This is a genomic window from Mesorhizobium tamadayense (assembly GCF_003863365.1).
GTDB classification, from domain to species: Bacteria; Pseudomonadota; Alphaproteobacteria; order Rhizobiales; family Rhizobiaceae; genus Mesorhizobium; species Mesorhizobium tamadayense.
The window spans coordinates 96,231-115,817 of record NZ_RQXT01000014.1 but is presented as its reverse complement, the minus strand read 5'-3'; the positions used below and the strand labels follow the sequence as shown (position 1 = coordinate 115,817).

General features: G+C 56.5%; 15 protein-coding genes and 2 pseudogenes. 9 read left to right on the top strand and 8 right to left on the bottom strand.

Annotated features, from left to right (window positions below; translation table 11 throughout):
* Positions 1-46: 46 nt before the first annotated feature.
* Entirely contained in the window at positions 47-1,297 is a 1,251-nt protein-coding gene (locus EH240_RS14240) for a sarcosine oxidase subunit beta family protein (protein ID WP_124999192.1), read from the bottom strand.
* A gap of 322 nt (positions 1,298-1,619) precedes the next feature.
* Between EH240_RS14240 and EH240_RS14235 the strand changes: the two genes are divergently transcribed.
* Positions 1,620-2,567: a GlxA family transcriptional regulator gene (locus EH240_RS14235; protein WP_124999190.1), complete on the top strand. Its 948-nt coding sequence runs from the start codon at positions 1,620-1,622 to the stop codon at positions 2,565-2,567.
* 373 nt (positions 2,568-2,940) lie between these two features.
* Here the strand turns inward: EH240_RS14235 and EH240_RS14230 are convergent, their stop codons facing one another.
* Positions 2,941-4,509: an acetolactate synthase large subunit gene (locus EH240_RS14230; protein ID WP_245436033.1), complete on the bottom strand. Its 1,569-nt coding sequence runs from the start codon at positions 4,507-4,509 to the stop codon at positions 2,941-2,943.
* Between the two features lie 533 nt (positions 4,510-5,042).
* Here EH240_RS14230 and EH240_RS14225 point away from each other — a divergent pair.
* The 4 genes from EH240_RS14225 (at position 5,043) to EH240_RS14210 (ending at position 9,717) form a co-directional block, all read left to right on the top strand.
* On the top strand, positions 5,043-5,675 hold the full coding sequence (locus EH240_RS14225; RefSeq protein WP_167484020.1) for a GntR family transcriptional regulator: 633 nt from the start codon (positions 5,043-5,045) through the stop codon (positions 5,673-5,675).
* The gene (locus EH240_RS14220; protein ID WP_124999186.1) at positions 5,665-6,639 is read left to right on the top strand and encodes a 2-hydroxyacid dehydrogenase; all 975 of its coding nucleotides are present in this window, start codon (positions 5,665-5,667) and stop codon (positions 6,637-6,639) included. Before EH240_RS14225 ends, EH240_RS14220 begins: the two co-directional genes overlap by 11 nt.
* Positions 6,640-7,017: 378 nt before the next feature.
* Positions 7,018-8,442: an FAD-binding oxidoreductase gene (locus EH240_RS14215; RefSeq protein WP_124999184.1), complete on the top strand. Its 1,425-nt coding sequence runs from the start codon at positions 7,018-7,020 to the stop codon at positions 8,440-8,442.
* Between the two features lie 42 nt (positions 8,443-8,484).
* Positions 8,485-9,717 (top strand): pyridoxal phosphate-dependent aminotransferase, encoded by a 1,233-nt coding sequence (locus EH240_RS14210; protein WP_124999182.1) that lies wholly within the window; start codon positions 8,485-8,487, stop codon positions 9,715-9,717.
* A gap of 349 nt (positions 9,718-10,066) precedes the next feature.
* Here EH240_RS14210 and EH240_RS14205 read toward each other — a convergent pair whose 3' ends face one another.
* From EH240_RS14205 to EH240_RS14185, 5 genes are all read right to left on the bottom strand, one after another.
* A complete protein-coding gene (locus EH240_RS14205; RefSeq protein ID WP_124999180.1) occupies positions 10,067-11,125 on the bottom strand; it encodes a GlxA family transcriptional regulator in 1,059 nt (352 codons plus the stop codon).
* A gap of 480 nt (positions 11,126-11,605) precedes the next feature.
* Entirely contained in the window at positions 11,606-12,574 is a 969-nt protein-coding gene (proX, locus tag EH240_RS14200) for a glycine betaine/L-proline ABC transporter substrate-binding protein ProX (protein ID WP_124999178.1), read from the bottom strand.
* Between the two features lie 29 nt (positions 12,575-12,603).
* Positions 12,604-13,530 (bottom strand): ABC transporter permease, encoded by a 927-nt coding sequence (locus EH240_RS14195; RefSeq protein ID WP_124999176.1) that lies wholly within the window; start codon positions 13,528-13,530, stop codon positions 12,604-12,606.
* Entirely contained in the window at positions 13,530-14,402 is an 873-nt protein-coding gene (locus EH240_RS14190) for an ABC transporter permease (RefSeq protein WP_245436029.1), read from the bottom strand. Before EH240_RS14190 ends, EH240_RS14195 begins: the two co-directional genes overlap by 1 nt.
* Before the next feature lie 3 nt (positions 14,403-14,405).
* Positions 14,406-15,467 carry a quaternary amine ABC transporter ATP-binding protein gene (locus EH240_RS14185; RefSeq protein WP_124999174.1) on the bottom strand — a complete coding sequence of 354 codons (1,062 nt, stop codon included), beginning with the start codon at positions 15,465-15,467 and terminating at the stop codon, positions 14,406-14,408.
* Positions 15,468-15,577: 110 nt separating this feature from the next.
* Here EH240_RS14185 and EH240_RS14180 point away from each other — a divergent pair, with 110 nt between their 5' ends.
* The 4 genes and pseudogenes from EH240_RS14180 (at position 15,578) to EH240_RS14165 (ending at position 18,599) form a co-directional block, all read left to right on the top strand.
* Positions 15,578-16,504: a LysR substrate-binding domain-containing protein gene (locus EH240_RS14180; RefSeq protein ID WP_124999172.1), complete on the top strand. Its 927-nt coding sequence runs from the start codon at positions 15,578-15,580 to the stop codon at positions 16,502-16,504.
* Positions 16,505-16,769: 265 nt separating this feature from the next.
* A pseudogene (locus tag EH240_RS40055) lies at positions 16,770-16,902 on the top strand (virulence factor); the annotation flags it as partial.
* Positions 16,903-16,979: 77 nt separating this feature from the next.
* Positions 16,980-17,543, top strand: a pseudogene (locus EH240_RS14170) (methylenetetrahydrofolate reductase C-terminal domain-containing protein); the annotation flags it as partial.
* A 12-nt stretch (positions 17,544-17,555) separates the two neighbouring features.
* Positions 17,556-18,599, top strand: a complete 1,044-nt coding sequence (locus EH240_RS14165) for a methylenetetrahydrofolate reductase (RefSeq protein ID WP_124999215.1) — start codon at positions 17,556-17,558, stop codon at positions 18,597-18,599.
* A 73-nt stretch (positions 18,600-18,672) separates the two neighbouring features.
* Here the strand turns inward: EH240_RS14165 and EH240_RS14160 are convergent, their stop codons facing one another.
* Positions 18,673-19,413 (bottom strand): methyltransferase domain-containing protein, encoded by a 741-nt coding sequence (locus EH240_RS14160; protein WP_124999170.1) that lies wholly within the window; start codon positions 19,411-19,413, stop codon positions 18,673-18,675.
* Positions 19,414-19,587 lie beyond the last annotated feature (174 nt).

Here is a 19,587-nt window from a genome sequence, read left to right as displayed (position 1 = left end):
TAGGATAAGGCCACGGCATCGGCGTGGGGCGTACGCCACCATCTCTTCAGTGCAGGTTTGGCTGCGCGCCATTCCCTCTTTCGTCGATTAAGCGCCCCGTGGCGAAGCGATCTAGGCGATAGGCTGCCGCGACAGGATGAGGTTGTCCGGTGGCAATCAAGTGCGCAAAACAGAAGCCAGAAGCCGGTGTCGCCTTGAACCCCCCATAACACCAGCCCGAATTCAGATAGAGTCCCTCCACCGGCGTCAGATCCATGATCGGTGATCCGTCCATGGACATGTCCATGATGCCGCCCCAATGGCGCAACATGCGGAGGCGGCCGAGCCCGGGCCATACCGCCATGGCCGACTCCATTACATCCTCGACCACGGGCAAATTTCCGCGCTGGGCATAGGAATTATAACCGTCGATATTACCACCAAAGACAAGCCCACCTTTGTCCGACTGGCTGATGTAGAAATGTCCCGCGCCGAAGGTCATGACGCAGTCAATGAGAGGCTTGAGGCCCTCCGAGACGAAAGCCTGCAGAACATGGCTCTCGATAGGCAAACGCAGCCCAGCCATTGCTGCGACCCGAGAGGAATTGCCGGCGACAGCCATTGCCACTTTCTTTGCCCGGATCGCGCCTCGCGAGGTCTCGACGCCGACGGCGCGACCCCCCTGAACTGTAATGCCAGTGACCTCGCAGTTCTGGATTAGGTCGACACCGCGACCATCAGCAGCTCGGGCGAACCCCCAAACAACCGCATCGTGTCTGGCCGTACCGCCTCGCCGCTGGAGGAGCCCGCCTTGGATCGGAAAGCGTGCATTGTCGAATTCCAAGAAGGGCAACATCGACCTTACCTGAGACCGGTCGAGTAATTCTGCGTCCACGCCAGCGAGCCGCATCGCGTTACCGCGGCGAGCATAGGCATCACGCTGAGCGTCTGTATGACATAGGTTCAGCACGCCTCGTTGGCTGACCATGGCGTTATAGTTGAGATCCTGCTCGAGCCCTTCCCAGAGCTTCATCGAGAACTCGTAGAACGGTGTGTTGCCCGGAAGCAGGTAGTTCGAGCGAATGATTGTGGTATTACGCCCGGCGTTGCCAGAGCCGAGATACCCTTTCTCGAGGACAGCGACGTTGGAGATGCCGTGCCGGCTGGCAAGATAATGAGCTGTTGCCAGGCCATGGCCGCCCCCGCCAATGATAATGACGTCATACTCGGCTTTTGGCGCGGGGTTGCGCCATACGGGCGTCCAGCCTTTGTGGCCTCTTAAACTTTGGGCGAGCAACGAAACGACGGAGTAGCGCATATAGGGGGGTCCGAATGCTAGGCAGTTACGGAGTAAAACTCTTCCGTCTTGTTCGCCGATTGCAGCGTGCCGGCAATCCTTAGAGCGACCTCGAATTGCCTGACAGCGACCAGCCAATTAGCGCCGGTATACGTTTTATCGAAGACCCACCTTGTCTCGCGGCTCTCTTGCCGGGGGAAACGAACTGAGCAAGTACGGTGAAATGCCTTGGCTTAGCACGCCAATCACGATAAAAGTTGTGAGATCAGGCTGAACCAATGCGGGCCTCGCGAGGACACCGCCCGTCGCGCTCTGCATACATTTCGGGGCAACCAAAGACCCAATGACGGTCCATGTAGGATTTCTTCTGATCCCCGGCTTCCCGTTGCTCTCGTTTGCGTCCGTTATCGAATCGTTACGGGCTGCCAATACGCTCTCCGGGAAGCAGCTATACAGGTGGAGCCTTATTTCCATCGATGGACTGACGGTTGAGGCCTCTAACAATCTAAGCTTTGCACCGGATGATAAGCTAGGTACGGACCAGAATTTTGACTATTTGTTCGTTTGTGCGGGTGGAAATCCGGCGTTATTCAAGCATGAACCCACTTTCAAGTGGCTGAAGTGGCTCTCACGGCAGAACACCAAAATTGGAGGATTGTCTGGTGGGGCATACATCCTTGCGCGAGCCGGAATACTCTCTGGTTATCGCATTACACTGCACTGGGAGCATGCACCTGCCTTTGTTGAAGATTATCCAAATCTGGACCTGCGAAGGTCTCTTTTCGAAATTGATCGCGATCGACTAACATCTGGCGGAGGCAGTGCCTCCCTCGACATGATGCATGCGCTCATCGCTCAACAAAACGGCCCCGAGTTGGCCATCGCAGTTAGCGATTGGTTGTTGCAGACCCAGATAAGGGAAGGCGAAGGTCCGCAGCGAATGGAACTGCGGGAGCGCCTCGGAGTAACAAGCGCACCTTTGTTGCGGGCGGTCGGTCGAATGGAACAGAGCACGGAAAGACCGCTCTCTCGCAAGGAACTGTCTAAGGTTGCTCAAGTTTCAATTCGTCACTTGGAGCGCCTATTTCAGCGGCACCTCGGCCACTCGCTCGGGGAACATTACATTCAAATAAGATTGCACAAGGCGCGCGAGCTGTTGCGACAGACCAATCTATCTGTCACTGAAGTCGCCATGGCGAGTGGGTTCGTCAGCTCCAGCCACTTCTCTCGCGTTTACAAAGAAAAATACGACCACACCCCAAGTGCCGAGCGTGTTCAAAGCCGTCGTTGATCAATTGCATCTGGACGCCACAAAAATCATGGCCTTTTGGCGGCCTGAGCTCATTCACTGGGATGCGTAGCGGAAACGTGGCTCCTTCTCCTGCCTGGAAGCAGAGGCGCGCCGCGACAGGATCCCAGGGCGGCCCCTCCGGCGCTATCGTTATGGCGGGCAATCACTACCGGCGCATCGTCTTCAAGTGCAGGGCTGATGCCAGCTTCGACTGGGCATATGCCAACCTGAAATGCCGGTAGTTCGAGGTGCCCATCTGATTTTGGTTTCTATTCGAGCGATAGTAGTTCTCCCTTTATAGATCCACAGGCTTGCGGGTCGAACCCAAATGGCTGCGCCACCCGGAGTTTGATAGTTTGCCTCATGAGAGCTGCTAGATGGAGAGATCTATTAGGAAGGGAGACTGCTGTTTAAAGCTTTGCCTCATAAGGTCCGCACATTGTTCCAAAGAACTCGCGTGCGCGGCTTCAACCCCCAATCCGTTGGCAAGTTTTACCCAGTTAAGATCGGGATTTGATAGGTCCAGCATGCCCATTGCGGTCGGCCCAGGAACTGCGCCAACGTTCTTATACTCGCCTATAAGAATGTTGTATTTTTTATTATTGAGAAGAATTGTTGTACAAGGCAAACGCTCGCGCGCCTGTGTCCAGAGGGCCTGTAGCGAGTACATCGCGGACCCGTCGGCCTGAAGGCTAATGACTCGTCTACGTCCCTTTGCGGCAACGGCTGCTCCGGTGGCAACCGGCAACCCGTCGCCGATCGCGCCGCCGCTCAAGTTTAACCAATCGTGGGCGGGAGCGGCATGGGTGAACTTATAGAGGTCACGGCCGAACGAGATGCTTTCGTTAGATACGATTGAGTCTTCTGGCATTAGGGCGGCCAAGGTAAGCGCCAAGCCTTCCTGCGTCGGCGCACCGCTTACCGCGTTCGGACGTGGACCGGGATCGGGGATCGCCACCTCCGGTGCCTGCAACTCGTCGACGAGTGCCTGTAGGGCCGCAACTGAGTCCTGGTCAGGGCGTGAGAGAACATGGATTTGTGCATTGGAGGCATACTGCGTCGAGGGTTTACCTGGATAGGCAAAGAAGCCAACCGGGGCCTTTGCGTTCACGAGGATAATTTGTTCAAAACGGCTTAATTCCTCGATTGCTGCGTCAGTTCCGTAGGAGACGCGCTCTAGTTGCAACCTTCCGCGGCCGCGCGCCATATGTGCATTTGTATAGCTCGCGAGCAAGGTCGCGCCTGTAGCACGAGCAACCCGCCACGCCAGCGCTTGGGACGGAGCAAATGTCGCTTGATCGGCTAAGAGGATGAGAACGTTCTTTTTGGAATGCAGGATGCCTGCCGCATTTTCCACGGCGTGAGGATCGATCGGCGGTGGGGCGGGGACTGCAAGCGGCCCCGCTATCGCCCCTCCGCGTTTCCATGACGCATCCGCTGGAAGGATTAATGTAGCGATCTGGCCTGACAGTGCGCTCGCGGCTTGAACGGCGGCAGCCGCATCTCGGCCAACCTCCGTAACATCAGTGCTCGTTCGCACCCAATGAGAAACAGTACGCGCCATGCCTTCGGTGTCGGCCGTCAGCGGCGCGTCGAAGGGACGATGATAAGTAGCCTGGTCACCTACGATATTTACGATTCCGGCCCTGGCCCTGCGGGCGTTGTGCAAATTGCCCATGCCGTTGGCCAAGCCAGGACCGCAATGGAGCAAAGTGCACGCTGGCCTGCGCGCGATGCGATAATATCCATCCGCCATCCCGGTTACGATATTCTCTTGGAGGCCCAGAATGCAGTGCATCCCCGGAACCTTGTCCAGCGCGCCCACGAAATGCATTTCGCTGGTGCCTGGATTGGCGAAGCAAGTGTCGACTCTTGACCGCAGCAAGGTATGCACGAGGCTTTCCGCGCCGTTCATTTCGTTGGAAGTCGGAGTCGTTGTCATCGAGAATGCCCGTATTCTGACCGGAGAGGCGATGGTTGGCGACGCCCCGTCACTAGCCATGGAAAAGCAGGGAAGCGCTGACGATCCCTTCGGCTGAGGAGTACCTCTTTTACAATTCAGTGTACATTATAGACTGTCAATAGGGATCGCCATTTGAGAAGTGCGGCATCGCGCCTCCCCTTTGCCGAGCTCCTGATCCGACCTTTCCTCAACATTCTGGCAGTCTCGGTGATCGCTCCCTATCGATCAGCAGGCGAAAAAGGCGGCGTCCAAGCACCGTTCCTGATTGACAGAGCTTACGTTCGGTATACATTAGCGGCGTTGGGGGCGACGTGACTATGCGTGGATATGTATTGTGAAGGGGGTTTCTCGCTTGGATGCTCAATTGTTTGAGGCTTGTATCAGGCGCGGGGACATTCCCGCGGAAGTCGCTTTCTGAAGGTAGCAACGCTTTGTCCGAGTCAAATGCAATAGCCCGCAAACGGTCGTCCAGCCGTATGTATATGCCGACGTCCGCTCGGCTGAGCGACGACGTGTATTCCAGGCTGAAAGAAGATATTTTGTCGGCCTCGCTGAAATCGGACGAGCGTCTATATGAGACCACCGTGGCTGAATCGTTCGGCGGATCCAGAACGCCAGTTCGCGAGGCTCTGTTGAGGCTGCTTGAAGAAGGGCTCCTGGTGCGACAGGGGCGGGCCTATGTCGTCAGCCGAATATCAGTTTCCGAGATGATCGACATCTATCGGGTTCGCCAGAACTTGGAATGTCTCTCTGCCTCAATAGCTGCTGAAACGATCACCGACGCGGAGCTTAGCGAATTGAGAGCAATGATTGAGGCGATGAGAACAGCGGCAGGGAGGCGAGATGGCAGCGCGTTCAACCTTCTTGATTCTGAGTTTCATTTGGCAATAGCCAAATCAACAGGCAATGAGGTTTTGATGGGCATCCTCACAAAGCTTCACGAAAGGGTTTTGCTTGTTCGAAACTCGGTGGAGCGATTTCTGTCTCGCCTCGAGAATGCAAATCAAGAGCATGAGGCGATCTACAACGCAATTAGGCGACGGCAATCAACAATCGCGGTTGCCGAAATGAACTCGCACATTCAGTCGACGATCGAGTCACTGAAAGCGTCTGGCATAGATCTGGTAGAGATTAATGAGCGATAAAATGACATCCGGTCTGAGCGCACAGTCGGCCAAGCCTTGCGTATTATTTCTCTGGGAGCAGGGAAACGCGCGGGAGTGGAAATTCTTCATGGAAGAGTTGGTCGGAGATATTGACTTTCGTGTGTTTCCCGACGTGGGGAATCGCGGCGAGGTTGACTACATTATGACTTGGATGCCTCCTATCGGAGAGATTGAGAAATACCCCAACATCAAGGCAATATTTTCCATTGGAGCTGGCGTTTCGCATATCCTGCGCGACCCGCACGTGCCGCGAGACATTCCCATCGTCCGCCTCACCGACGATGCGCTCAGTTTAGACATGTCGCTGTATGCTCTGCATTGGACCTTACATTTTCACAGGGGGTTCGATCATTATCTGCGACAGAAGCAATCAAAGCTCTGGAAGCGGCATCCCTATCCAGCCAACGAGGATCGAAAAGTCGGTGTTCTCGGTCTCGGCGAAATTGGAGGGAAACTTGCCGAGATGCTCCGGGATGCGCACTTTGACGTTGGCGGGTGGAGCCGCTCAAAGAAGGATATCGAAGGTGTATCCTGCTTCGTTGGCGAGGAGGGCCTCACTCAACTGTTGAGGCGGAGCGAAATCCTCATTTCCGTGCTGCCTCCTACTCCAGAAACCGCGAACCTGTTGAATGATGCGCGCTTGAGACTGATGCCGAAGGGCGCCTTTCTCATCAATATGGGGCGAGGCGAGGCGGTCGTCGATGACGATCTGGTGAAACTCCTTGATGAAGGGCACCTGGCGGGAGCGGTGCTGGACGTTTTTCGCGAGGAACCTTTGCCATCGCTCAGCCCCTACTGGAGTCATCCTTCCGTAGTTATAACGCCACATGCTGCCGCCCCGACAAATGTCAAGTACGGGGCCAAGCGTATAGCTGAAAACATCATCAAGATGGAGACGGGTCGTCCTCCTCATCCCGTCTACAATGTGAATCTTGGATATTGAAGCGACCTTAAGTTCCCGACAGGGTTATATAAACATGTGCCCTGCGATGTTTGACTGCAATGCCAAGGCGTTTGACGTTTTCCTTCAAAGTGGATTGAGAGCCTGGCGCGCGGCAAGACGCTTTGGGAGCAGGTACTTAAGTCACATAAACTTTAGGGCGTGTGAGATCTGCGACCGAGTCTATGAGCGCGACGGGCGAATTAGTCTCGACGCTACCAAGATATACAAAGCCGATGCCCCCGGGATGCCGGTCTATCAAAATCTGCCTTACAACAGCTGATAAGTTGAATCAGAGTTAAAGTCGTGGGCTTGTTTAACAAGACCAAGTTTCGCTCATGTATCAATGTACAGGGCATCGGAAGCAATAAGGCGCCAAAAATGGGAAAGACCAACAAAGCTCAAATTGAACAGCTAAGGCATCTTTTGGGCAATGACGGCGTTCTTACCGGGAACGATTGCTTGCCCTATGAGTCCGGCGCCCGGTTCGATGTGGGAAAAGCCGCATTCGTGCTTCGGCCTGCGACGGTATCGGAACTATCTGCTGCCGTTAGCTTTTGCGTTCGAAACTCGATCCCCATCATTCCGCAATCAGCAAACACGGGGGTTGTAGCCGGGTCAACGCCCGATCCAAGCGGAACCCAAGCAGTTATTAGCCTGGAGCGTCTCCGCAATCGCTTGGAGATTGATGCGGAAAACCGGTCGGTTCATCTCGATGCAGGCTATCGGCTATCCGAGCTAAATGCTCGGTCGGAACAACACGGCCTTTTCTTCCCGATTGATCTTGGCGCCGACCCCTTAGTCGGAGGCATGATCGCGACTAACACGGGTGGTGCGCGCTTCATCCGTTACGGAGACGTTCGGCGAAACACTCTGGGCCTCACAGTCGTTTTCGCGGACGAGAAGGGATCCGTCGTGAAGCTTGGGTCATCTCTTCGCAAAAGCAATGTTGGGGTCGATTGGAAGCAGCTTTTTATCGGTACTTGTGGTGTTTTTGGTATCGTCGCGGAATGTGTGCTCAATCTGGAGCCCGTGCCTCAGCAAGTAGCAACAGCACTATTAGTGCCGAAAAGTCTCGACGCCGTCCTTCCTCTGCTAGATCTAGTTGAAAGGCGAGCCGGCCCCAGCCTCTCGGCCTTTGAGGGCATGTCGGGGAATGCTATTGCAGCTGCATTGGCTCACGTGCCGCGGCTCAAGAACCCATTTCCCCAACGCGAGTACCCCGAATACGCAATTTTAGTCGAGATCTCTCGAAGTTGGGAAGCTCAACAAAGCGAGATTCTCATAGACGAACAGCTACAGACTATTCTGTCCGAGATCTGGGATGGCAATGATGAGTTACTGGAGGACGTTCTCGTCGGCCCATCGGACGAGCTTTGGGCTTTGAGGCATGCGATTTCCGAAGGGGTGAAAGCTGCTGGCAAGCTGGTGGCGCTTGATATCGCGTTCAAACGTGGCGACGTCATGCGCTTCCTGAAACGAATGAGGACCGATCTTCCAGCGGCCTTCCCGGACGTTCGAATTTGCGAGTTCGGCCATATTGGTGATGGGGGCGTTCATTTCAATTTGGTCGTCGACCGTGATAGCGCCAATGCGGCCGACCCCGACTATGAGGGACGAATACGATCGCTGGTCTATAACATTGTCGTAAACGAGTATGGCGGAAGCTTCAGCGCAGAGCATAATATCGGTCGAAAAAACCAAGTATATTATGATCGATTTACAGACGAGACCTCAAAGAGGCTATCTGCTGCGTTAAAGAATTCGACGTCACCGAGCCCATTGGGTGTTCCGGTACTGTGGTAGTGCGCCGATATTACGAATCTTATAGCTGGAGCATAGATCAATATGGCTGACGCAACAAATTCTGTGGCCCCGGTCTTCCGCCCGTCCCCGGCGCTTTCGAAAGTAGGTCCATCGGCAATTACGCGAATGACCGCTGCCACTGCGGAGCTGAAACGCCAAGGGCGGCAGATCGCGAGCATGCACTTGGGTGAGCCCGATTTCGCGACGCCGGGCAACATTGTCGAAGCCGCTATTCGCGCAATGCGAGCTGGAGATACGCATTACACCGCGCTCGACGGCACTCCCGCGGTCAAATCTGCCGTGCAGGAGAAATTCGCGAGAGAGAACGGCATTTACTTCGAAGACGACCAGATCGTCGTTACCTCGGGCGCGAAAATGGTGCTGTTCAGCGCCTTCTTCGCGACTCTCAATCCAGGTGACGAAGTTATTCTTCCGGCACCTTACTGGGTGAGCTACAGCGACATCGTCGAAATGATGGGCGCGCGGGCTGTGGTTCTGCCGACGCACGCGCAGGACGGCTTCAAACTGCGGGCCGAGGACCTCGAGCGGGCGATCACTCCGAATACCCGCTGGCTGCTCATCAATTCCCCGTCCAACCCATCCGGAGCGATCTATCGGAGGTCGGATTATGAACCGATCCTAGAGGTCATCGAGCGACATCCGCATGTTTGGCTTATGGTCGACGACATGTACGAACACATCATCTTCCAGGATGAGCCGTTCCTCACTCCAGCTCAGCTCCGCCCGGATTTGCAAGGCCGCATCCTCACAATCAACGGTGTCTCGAAGGCATATGCGATGACCGGATGGCGCATCGGTTATGCAGGCGGACCGGCGCCCCTCATGAAGGTGATTAAGGCGGTTCTGAGCCAGTCCACCTCTTGCCCGTGTTCTATTGCGCAAGCGGCTGCCGCCGAGGCCTTGCGGGGGCCGCAGGACTCTGTGCGGCGCTACTTGGGTGAATACCGGGCCCGGCGCGATCTTGTGATAACCGAGCTGTCGCATTGCCCGGATCTGAAAGTGACCGAGCCCGACGGAACCTTTTACGCGTTCGTCGATTGGCGGGCGTTGTTCGGAAAGTTGACACCAAGAGGTGAGACGTTGAGCGACGACGAACACCTTTGCCAGTATCTTCTGCACGACTGCGGGGTCTCAATTGTCCCCGGATCGGCGTTCGGGACCCCAGGCTTCTTTCGCATTTCCTTCGCCAGTTCTGAAGCCGAATTGCGTTTGGGCATGGCCCGCATTCGAGAAGGTTGCGCCGCCCTCATATGAGGTTCGAGCGTATCCCCCCGGTCTGGCGTCACCGGGATACGTACGAGCCGCTACGGGCGCGCAGCATTGGCACGCAGGGCAGGGTCACCGCTGATCGAGATGACGGTGCACACGCGCTCAGTTCTCAGTTCCCCCATCCAGTGCTTTGAAGAAAGAACCCTGCCGGCGGGGAGGAACACCGGCAGGGCGCGCCGCGCGAACTTCGCTGCCGCGCGGCGACTGGACAGAGGCGTCGGATGCGCCTTTGCGTGCCTACTCGTTCGAGCGAGGCCCGATAAATGTTGTGACGCCGGGCAGTATCGATCGGCCGAATTTCGCCTCGGGACAGCAGCAAACCGGGGCTGACGCATCAGCCAATGCCTCGACCCACCCAGGCTGGCACAGTCAATCGAAGTTGCTGTGGGGAAATCCGGTGAATGGCTCTAAAGCATTTCGAGAAGTGCGATGCCGACACGAAGCCGCTCGCAAACGCTATATCGACCATAGGCAGCCGCGTGCCTTCGATCAACCGCTTTGCGTGATCGATCCTAAGCTGGAGATAGTGCTTGGCGGGCGGGACACCCAGGCATGTCGCAAACAGTCGTTCGAGCTGGCGTCTTGAAACGCCGACGCGCCCCGAGAGTTCGATCATCGAGATTGGAAACTCTATATTCTCCTCCATGATCCTGATTGCGGCGATGAGGCTTTCGCTCACGCCAGTGAACGCAATGCCCGAGGGGCCTGTCTGACGGTTCGAACCGGAGCGCTGCCCTGCCACTGTTGCGTGCCTGCAGACTTCCTGTGCGATGAAGGCTCCTGCATGGGTGGCTACAAGGTCCACAGCGAGATCGAATGCCGCCAACTCCCCAGCACAGGTTGAATACTGGCCATCCTTCACGAACAGGGAGTCGCGAATACGCGGCTTGCGGAACACTTCCGAGAACGCGGCGAGCCTCGACCAGTGAATCGTGCAGCGACTGTCCGCCAGCAGCCCCGCTTGGGCCAGCAGCCACGTTGCTGTGCCGATAGCGGATATGGCAACGCCACGCCTGGCGATGGTTCGCAGAAATCCGTTTAGGTCCGGTGTGGACTGCCTATCGACAGGCTCGCCAGCCACGATCACAAGCTGATTTGGTCCTGCCCTTTCGGAGCCGAGGGCATTCAGCGCCTCAATGGTCGCGTCGACCGAAATTGACAGCCCATTTGCGCCGATGACAGCCTGACTGTCCATTCCAACAACCTGCCATCGAAAAAGTGGCTCCTTCGCCAAGGCATTCGCGATCCGCAACGGTTCGATGTAGGCGTGAAGTGCAAGATGCGAAAATCCCGGCAGCGCCAAAACAGCAATATGTAACAGCTGCCCTGCCTCTGCAGGGTCATCGGCGTGGGCAAAGGCCGTCATCGCATTAGGGCTGAAGGGCGCGTTCATTAGGGTCCGTAATTGTGCGAAGAGCCGGATATACAGGCCCCGAACGTGAACGGGCCTTTAACGGCTTCTACAATGAAATGGGCTTCGATGTTCCCCACCTTGCTGCGAATGGCATATCCCCATCGCTGCGATGACCAGGACGTCGAAGCCGCCGTGTCAGTGATCTTCATATTGGGCGCCTCGCACGCAGGTCTCGCCCACCCAAGTGGAAAGCAACCGCATTTGTGGATAAGGTCCCGCCGGGACAATGGACCGTCGGATTTGCTTTGGCGATGCAGTTCATAGCTATCACTCGAAAGAGTTTCGCAGACTCGGGGGGGCCGCGCCGGCTCTGGTGTTGTGGCCGCCACCCCTCATCGCAATCAGTTCGTCAATGCGCCAGGCTATGAACCTGCCGCCCCTCAGACTTCAGCATGCGGTCCCCGATTTGAAAAAAAGAAAATCGGAGACCTCATACGCTAAACCGCGGGAGCCTTCCTATCAGCTGGCTGACTTCGCCTTTGCTATCAGCGCGTCCCATTCTGCCTGGTGTTTGGCGATCCATTCTTTAGCAATAGCTTCGATCTGCTCCGGACTTTTCTCGCCAGAGTTTATGCGGTACATCACCGCGTTCAGATCTTCTATCGGCATGCGCAATCCATTAAAAAAGGTCCAAGCCTTGGGATTGGCTTCAGCGAACTTCTTGTTGACCAGGATGTAGTTGTCGTTGTACGCGAAGCCCGGGTCGCGCCCATCCTTCCACTTAGTATTAGCGTTCTCTACGCCGGGAAGGGATGAGAAGGGGACGTTGAGAAACACTACGTCCTTGTCTGGAACCAGTACCGCGTTTGTCCACTCGGGTTGCCAGTCAGTGTAGAAAATCGGTTTGCCGTGCTTATAGTTTTCTATGGCGTTGGCTATCAGCGCGAAGTACTCACCCTTATCGTGGTTGATATGGTCGCGCAGGCCATAAGCGTCCAGCTGGTGTTCGATCACCGCCTCGCAGCCCCAACCAGGGTTGCATCCGATAAGATTGGCCTTCCCGTCGCCGTCGGTGTCGAACAAAGCTGCGATCGCAGGATCTTTCATCTGGTCGAGCAAGGTGATGTGATGTGCATCGGCCGTGGCTTTGTCGATAAAATATCCTTGCATGGCCCCGGTGTACAGTGGTCCTGCCAGCAGCAATTTGTCGTCGCCGCCCGCCTGTGCGAAGAATTGATCTTGAAGAGGCTTCCAGTAAACCGCACTATAGTCGGCATCGCCTTGGGCAACGGATAGGTTGATTACCGGATAGGTTCCCGTCAGCATCTCACCGTTCTGATAACCGAGTTGGGTCAGGCCCGCCTCGATCACATCATAGATGATTTGATGGCCGAGCTGCCCGGAGCCGATCGGCCGTACAGTCTCGGCTTGAGCCGCCGGCGTGGCAAGTATCATAGCTGCCATCGTCAAGAGCAGTTTTGTGCGCATTGTGCTTCCTCCCTTTTTGAATGTTCCACTCAGTTCTGACTACGCAATCCGCGGAGCCATCCAATGGGACCCTGCTCCCAAAGGTCCTTGTTCCCACGATCGCGACGCGTTAGTCCAAAGCCCTGCGTAATCCGATCGATCGTGATCGCCATCAATACGATGCTGAGACCGCCGACGATGGCGCGGCCGAGATCAAGTTGACTTATTCCGGTCAGTACCACTTGCCCAAGACCCGCGACCGAGATCATCGAAGTCACCACGCTCATCGCTAGCGAAAGCATCACTGTTTGATTTATCCCTGCCATGATCCTGGGCCGGGCAAGTGGCAGATCAATGGACCAAAGTCGCTTCAGTGGCAGAACGCCGAACGCGTCTGCTGCTTCGACAAGCTGAGGATCGACTTCCCGCAAGCCCAAGTTCGTTAGCCGAACGAGTGGTGGCATACTGTAAAAAGCGGTGATTATGACGCCGGACACGTTGCCGATGCCAAAGAGGAGGATGACTGGAACGAGATAGGTGAAGGAAGGGATCGTCTGCATAAAATCGAGGCTCGGCCGGACGACGCTCCATAGTCTTTCTGAACGCGAACAGAGTATCCCCAGCGGTAGTCCAACGATGGTAACCAGAACCACGGCAGTCATAAGCACCGCGAGCGTTGTCATTGCCTCATCCCAGGCCCCGATGAGCCCAATCGTGGTCATCGCGCAAACACTTATTGCAGCCACCCGAAGCCCCACGACCTGCCATGCAAAAAGGGCAAGGCTTAGGATTACAAGTGTCTGGGGTGCCCTGCGCAATCCATGCTCCGTCAGATCAAGCCCCCACTCGACAGGTACCTTGGCTACCTGGAAAACTCCTCGCAAATTCGACGTGAACCAACGCATGAAGTCATTGGCCATATCAGCGAGCGGCAGGTGAACTGACGCGAAAGGGTCCATGAGAGCCGACGCGTCCATCAAGCGCTCCCCCGCGCGAGCTGGGGACGCACCGCGCCCAGCCCCTGTACGTACCGATCCACCAGTATCGCAGTCAGCACGATGCCCAATCCACCGACGGTCGCTCTGCCGAAATCGAGCCGTCCTATTCCTTCGAGAACTACCCGCCCGAGCCCCGCTACCGAAATCATCGAGGCTACCACCGCCATGGACAATGACGACAGGACGGTCTGGTTAAGGCCCGCCAGAATGGTAGGCCGGGCGAGTGGCAGTTGGATATCATAGAGCACTCGCAGCTCACTTGCTCCGAACGCCCGCGCGGCCTCCACCAGGTCCGCTCGTACTTGCCGTATACCGAGGTTGGTAAGTCTGATAAGGGGCGCGATGGCAAAAAGACATGTTACGATCACGCCAGGCGCGTCACCTATTCCGAATAGCATCACGACGGGCACTAGGAAAACGAAGGAAGGAGTTGCCTGCATGAGATCCAGAACTGGGCGCATAAGCCGATACAGCGTCTCACTGCGGGCAGCGAGAATGCCGAGTGGCAAGCCGATGATGACGGAAATCACTACGGCCACGAGTACGATAGCCAACGTCATCATCGCATCGCTCCACATCCCGATCAGCCCTACCCCCACCAGGCAGAAGAACCCCAAAGCAGCGAGCCTCACCCCGCCGAGCAGATAACCTGCGGCCGTGACAACCAAAAGGCCAAGACTTGGCGGCACTGATAACAAAAAATCGCGAATTGCTTCGAGGAAGACATGTACTGGAAATTTTGCAGCGATTAGAGTGTCGCGACTCCTATCCACCACTAGACCGATGAAATTCGCTGCCCAATACCCAAAGGGTATTGTGAAATGATGGAAGGGGTTGAGCAATATATCCACGTCTCAGCCTCGTTTCAGATCCGTTTGGAGCGCGGAAATCACTTCCGCCGCGCCTACCCGGCCAAGCACCCCATCTCCATCCTGGATTACTACGTGGGAAGCACCCGCGGTCAGCACCGCCAGCAGCTCGGGAAGAGGAGTCCGCGGACCGCGTATTGGCATGTCGCCAGCTACTTCGCCTTGTCTCAAGATCTCCAACGCCGTAAGGAACTTCAGCGTGGAAATTGAACTCACGAAACGTGCAACATAATCAGTCTCCGGGCGCAGCACGATGTCCTCGGGGGTGCCAATCTGCTCGATGCGACCGTCTTTCATAACTGCAATGCGGTGGCCGATGCGCATGGCTTCTTCCAAATCGTGGGTTATAAAGACGGTGGTCTTCAGGGTTTCCCGAGACAGGCGCAGAAACTCGTTCTGCAGGTCGCGGCGGATAAGCGGATCGAGCGCGCTAAAAGGCTCATCCATAAGAAGGATTTCGGGATCAGCCGCCATGGCTCGTGCCAGACCCACGCGCTGCTGCATTCCTCCCGAAAGTTCATCGGGATAGCGTTGTCCCCAACCTGACAATCCAACGCGCGAAAGAGCCTCTTCTGCTGCGCCCGCCGCAGTTGCCATGTCTTTTCCTTGTATTTCCATGGGGAAGGATACGTTCTGCGCGATCGATTTGTGTGGCCAGAGAGCAACGTGCTGGAACACCATACCGATTTTGCGGGCGCGTAGTTCTCGCAACGCCCTATCCGTGAGGGACATCACGTCCTGCCCGGACACGATGACGAGCCCAGCGGTTGGTTCAATCAGCCGGTTGATGTGACGGACGATTGTGGACTTCCCCGAACCGGAAAGTCCCATTATGCAGAAAACCTCTTGTTCGCGTACCGTAAAGCTCGCGTCAGCGACTCCGATCACGCAGCCAAACCTTTCGAGAACTTCGTGCTTGCAGACGTTTGCCGCTTGCGCAGCCTTCAGAGCCTCGGCGGGGCGCTTGCCAAAAATCTTCCACAGGTTTCGGCACTCAATGATTTTCCTGCCCTGTGTGTGCGTAATCAAAAATTCCCCCTGGCTCATGGCTAATCAACGCTTGCACGCCATGTCACCGTTTCAAACGCAAAAAAAGTAGCACCGCGCGTAACCAGATGTTACGCTGCACGTCAGATTGATGATTTCGGAGACAGGACTTGGCTCGCAAGCTGCGATATTTCCCTTCACCAAGAGCGCTGCTCGCCTTTGAGGCTGCGGCGCGAAGCAGCAGTTTAACGGCTGCGGCCAAAGAGTTGAATGTGAGCCGTGTAGCAGTGTCCCGGCAGGTAAGGCAGCTGGAGCTCCAACTGGGCTTAGCGCTCTTTGTGCGTGGGCAAAGCCATGTGGAACTGACGCGGTCTGGAAAGCGGCTTTCCCGCGTAATTTCCGGTGCGTTTCGGTCCATCTTCGATGAAATTGATACACTGACGAACGCCAACACGGAGAACTTCATCAGCATATCTACGACCGCAGGTGTCTCTACCTACTGGCTGATGCCGATTATTGGAAAGTACAAGCGCATAAAGCCTGATGTTCATTTTCGTCTACTTGCCAGCCAAGAAATCATCAACTTGGCAGCATCGGACGTGGATATCGCGATACGTTACGGATCCGGGTCGTGGCCCGGAACGGTGAACACGGAGTTGCTGCCGAATTGGGTAAGTCCGCTTTGCAGTAGAACCTTCCTTGCAACCCACGGGCCGTTCAAGTCCCTGGTGGATCTGTGCCGTGTTCCGCTTCTAGAATTCGAGGCTGCGGTCGATTCCACTTCGTCTTGGACAACATATTTCCATCAAGTTGGAATGTTGGAGCCCCCCCCTACGGGAATGAGCACATATGACTCCTTTGTGAATTTTGTGCAGGCGGTGCTGGACGGGCAGGGCGTGGGTCTGCTCGGCCCCCCTCTGATGGAGCAGTTTCTTGAAGGTGGGGTTTTAGTTCCGGCTCTCGAAGCGCCCCGTATACAACAGGGTATGTATTTCTTGTGCCAGCCGCATGGTGCCACTCCTTCTCAATCTGTCAGAGAGTTCAGGGATTGGCTCCTCAGGGAGCTTACGCCTGTGGAAGTCGTAACCACCCAATGACGTAGCCGCAGGTTATTCCGAAATGAAAATGGTGCGTAATTAAAAGTTACGCAGCAGCGCAATTCTTATCTAGGTTGTTTCGTCCGATCCGATCCGCAATATGAGGCTCCTTGGAGTCTCGTATTGCCGTGCAAGAAGCGCTCGAAACCAAACGTCGTACATCGCGGCGCGGCGGCGACGCCCTCCGGCGAGAAGCTCGGCTGCGAGCCAGGTCATTTACGTTCCTACCGCCGTGTGTAACCCGAAAACGAGATGCGAGGCGCCAATGGCCGATCTGATCATGGTCTACTGGCGCGACATTCCCCGCGCGCAGGTGATCGTCAGGAAGGGGCGCCATAGAGCCAAGCGTGAGCTGCCGCTGCGCTTCACCGAGGCGATCGACATTGTGCGCCATGCGGGATTGGCGCACGCGACCCCGACGCGAAATACGACGACCAGATCGGAAAGCGCTCGTGAAGCGGGGTGGGGCACGTAAATGCTTGACCCGAAACCGCGGCCTGTCACGCAGACGACACTGGAGCGAAAGGCCGCGCCGAAGATTGACTACAAGCCGAACGACGTCTCGCCGCAGCGGCGAGTCCACCGGCGCTACTCGGTCGGCTATGGTCGGTCAAGTATTCGCGTTTTCCTGGAATGGTTCTATACCCGCTTCGCTGACGCTTTCCTGCTGTTGCATCCGCTGCGGAAGGCAGTGGGCTACAGTCGAGCCGAGAAGCCAGTGACGTTCGTCGAAAAGCGAGTCAAGGGCTTCCCACTACCGCGTGCGACCAGTGCATCTTGTCGTCACCGGCATGTCCTGTTCGTGGAACTGCCAGAAGCAGCTTTGCAACGGACCCTGCGGCGACGTGCACGCCAACAACAATTTGCGAGGTCGAGCCCCGACATGCCCTGCGTCTGGGGCAAGGCGTGGGAATGGCCCCGCAACATGGTCCACGGCGACGCGATGATGGCCGTGCAGAAGCCGGTCGACCAGTCGCTGCGCGAAATCTCGGCCTGGCTGCGCGTCAACGCGCAAGCCGCGGCAGCCAAGGAAAAGGCAGGTACCAGCGCTATGAGACTCCGCGACGAAAACCACGCCGGCATCGACCTGCAGTACGACCCTCCGCCCGGCCACTCCTCGCGCGGCAGACTGGAGCGGGTGCTGCGGCGCGGCGAATTCGCGGTGACGACGGAACTCAACCCACCGGACAGCGCCGATCCCGAAGATGTCTACTACCGCGCCAAGGTTTTCGACGGCTGGGTCGACGCGATCAACGCCGTCGATGCCTCCGGCGCCAATTGCCACGTGTCGTCGGTCGGCATCTGCGCGCTGCTGACCCGAATGGGCTATGCGCCGATCATGCAAATCGCCTGCCGCGACAGGAACCGCATCGCCATCCAGGGCGACGTGCTCGGCGGCGCGGCCATGGGCATCGCCAACATCCTCTGCCTGACCGGCGACGGCGTACAGGCCGGCGACCAACCGGGAGCAAAGCCGGTTTTCGACCTCGACTGCATGTCCCTGCTCGAAACGATCCGCATCATGCGCGACAACGGCAAGTTCCTTTCCGGTCGCAAGCTGACCACACCTCCGCAGATCTTCCTTGGCGCCGCGATTAATCCGTTTGCGCCGCCCTATGATTTTCGCCCCTACCGGCTGGGCAAGAAGATCGCCGCCGGCGCCCAGTTCGCGCAGAGTCAATACTGCTTCGACGTGCCGATGTTCCGTACCTACATGCAGCGTGTACGTGACCTCGGCTATACCGAGCAGTGCTTCATCCTGTGCGGCGTCGGACCCCTTGCATCGGCCAATACGGCGCGCTGGATGCGCAACAACGTGCCCGGCGTCCATATTCCCGATGCCGTCATCAAACGGCTCGAGGGCGCTGCCGACCAGAAGAAGGAAGGCAAGCAGCTTTGCATTGACATCATCAACGAAGTAAAGGAAGTCGAGGGCGTCTCTGGCATCCATGTGATGGCCTACCGACAGGAGGAATATGTCGCCCAGATAGTGCACGAATCTGGCGTGCTGAAGGGCCGGCGACCGTGGACAAGGGAATTGCGCGCGGACGACCGGATCGTGGCCGAGCGTCTCGACCACTTAATGCAGGCCTAATCGGCCCGAAGCTGATGAGGTGGAACGGCCCTTCTCGAACGGCATCGAAAGTGCTGCGGCGGAAGATCCTGGACTACGGGCTGCGTCGGCGATAAACTGAGATGTGACGTTCGGATCGTTCGGTGAACGCACCTCTCGCCCAATCTCCCCACCGCTCCGTTAGCTCCAGCCCCACGCATTCGGCCATGGTATCGAGCTCTTGGTGATAAACGTAGCGAACGCGTTGCGGTAAACGTCTTACGGACGTACCAGAAAACCAGAGGAGGGTCGAAACCAAGTTCTGGGTTAGGGGATCGTGGACGGACACATTGAGAATCGTATTCTCATGATTCACTAGCCGCGCCGTTGTAGTTTTCTGTCCGCCGACGAGGGGATCCAAGCCTGGTACACCGAGTTCTAGTACTAAAACCCCCTCATCGTCTAGCGCCTGCGCGGCAGATCGGAGGCAAGCTATTTGCGCCTCGCGCGTGAAGAGCAGCGCAAACGTAAAATAAACGCAATATACCAAATTGTAGCGTCGCTCTGAGCTGAAATGGGCAATATCTCCCTGCCAAGCCTTAACTAGATCGGTACGCTTGGCGAGAAGTTTCAACATGCTGCATGAATTATCAATACCGTCGACCTTAACGCCTCGCTCGCTCAACGGCACCGCCACGCGCCCGTCGCCTATGCCCAGCTCGAGAGCACTGCCTCCATTGCAATATCTCGCAAGAAAGGCGACCGTCTCGCCTACTTCAGCGACTTTACCTTGCACGGTGATGTACTCTTCATAGATCGGGGCGTAAATTTCACCATAAGTTAATTCATCGGACATGTTCGATTCTCCTACCTCGTGGTTTAGTGATGTTCTTGACTGACCTTCATCCCGTGATATTCGAAAACTGATTTGCGTTGCCCATTACCGAATACATCTAAGCTCCCGCCGACCGCGAAACGGTTTCCTTGCAAGCACAGAAGCTTGAAAGGATGTCGATCGCCCACGAATGTG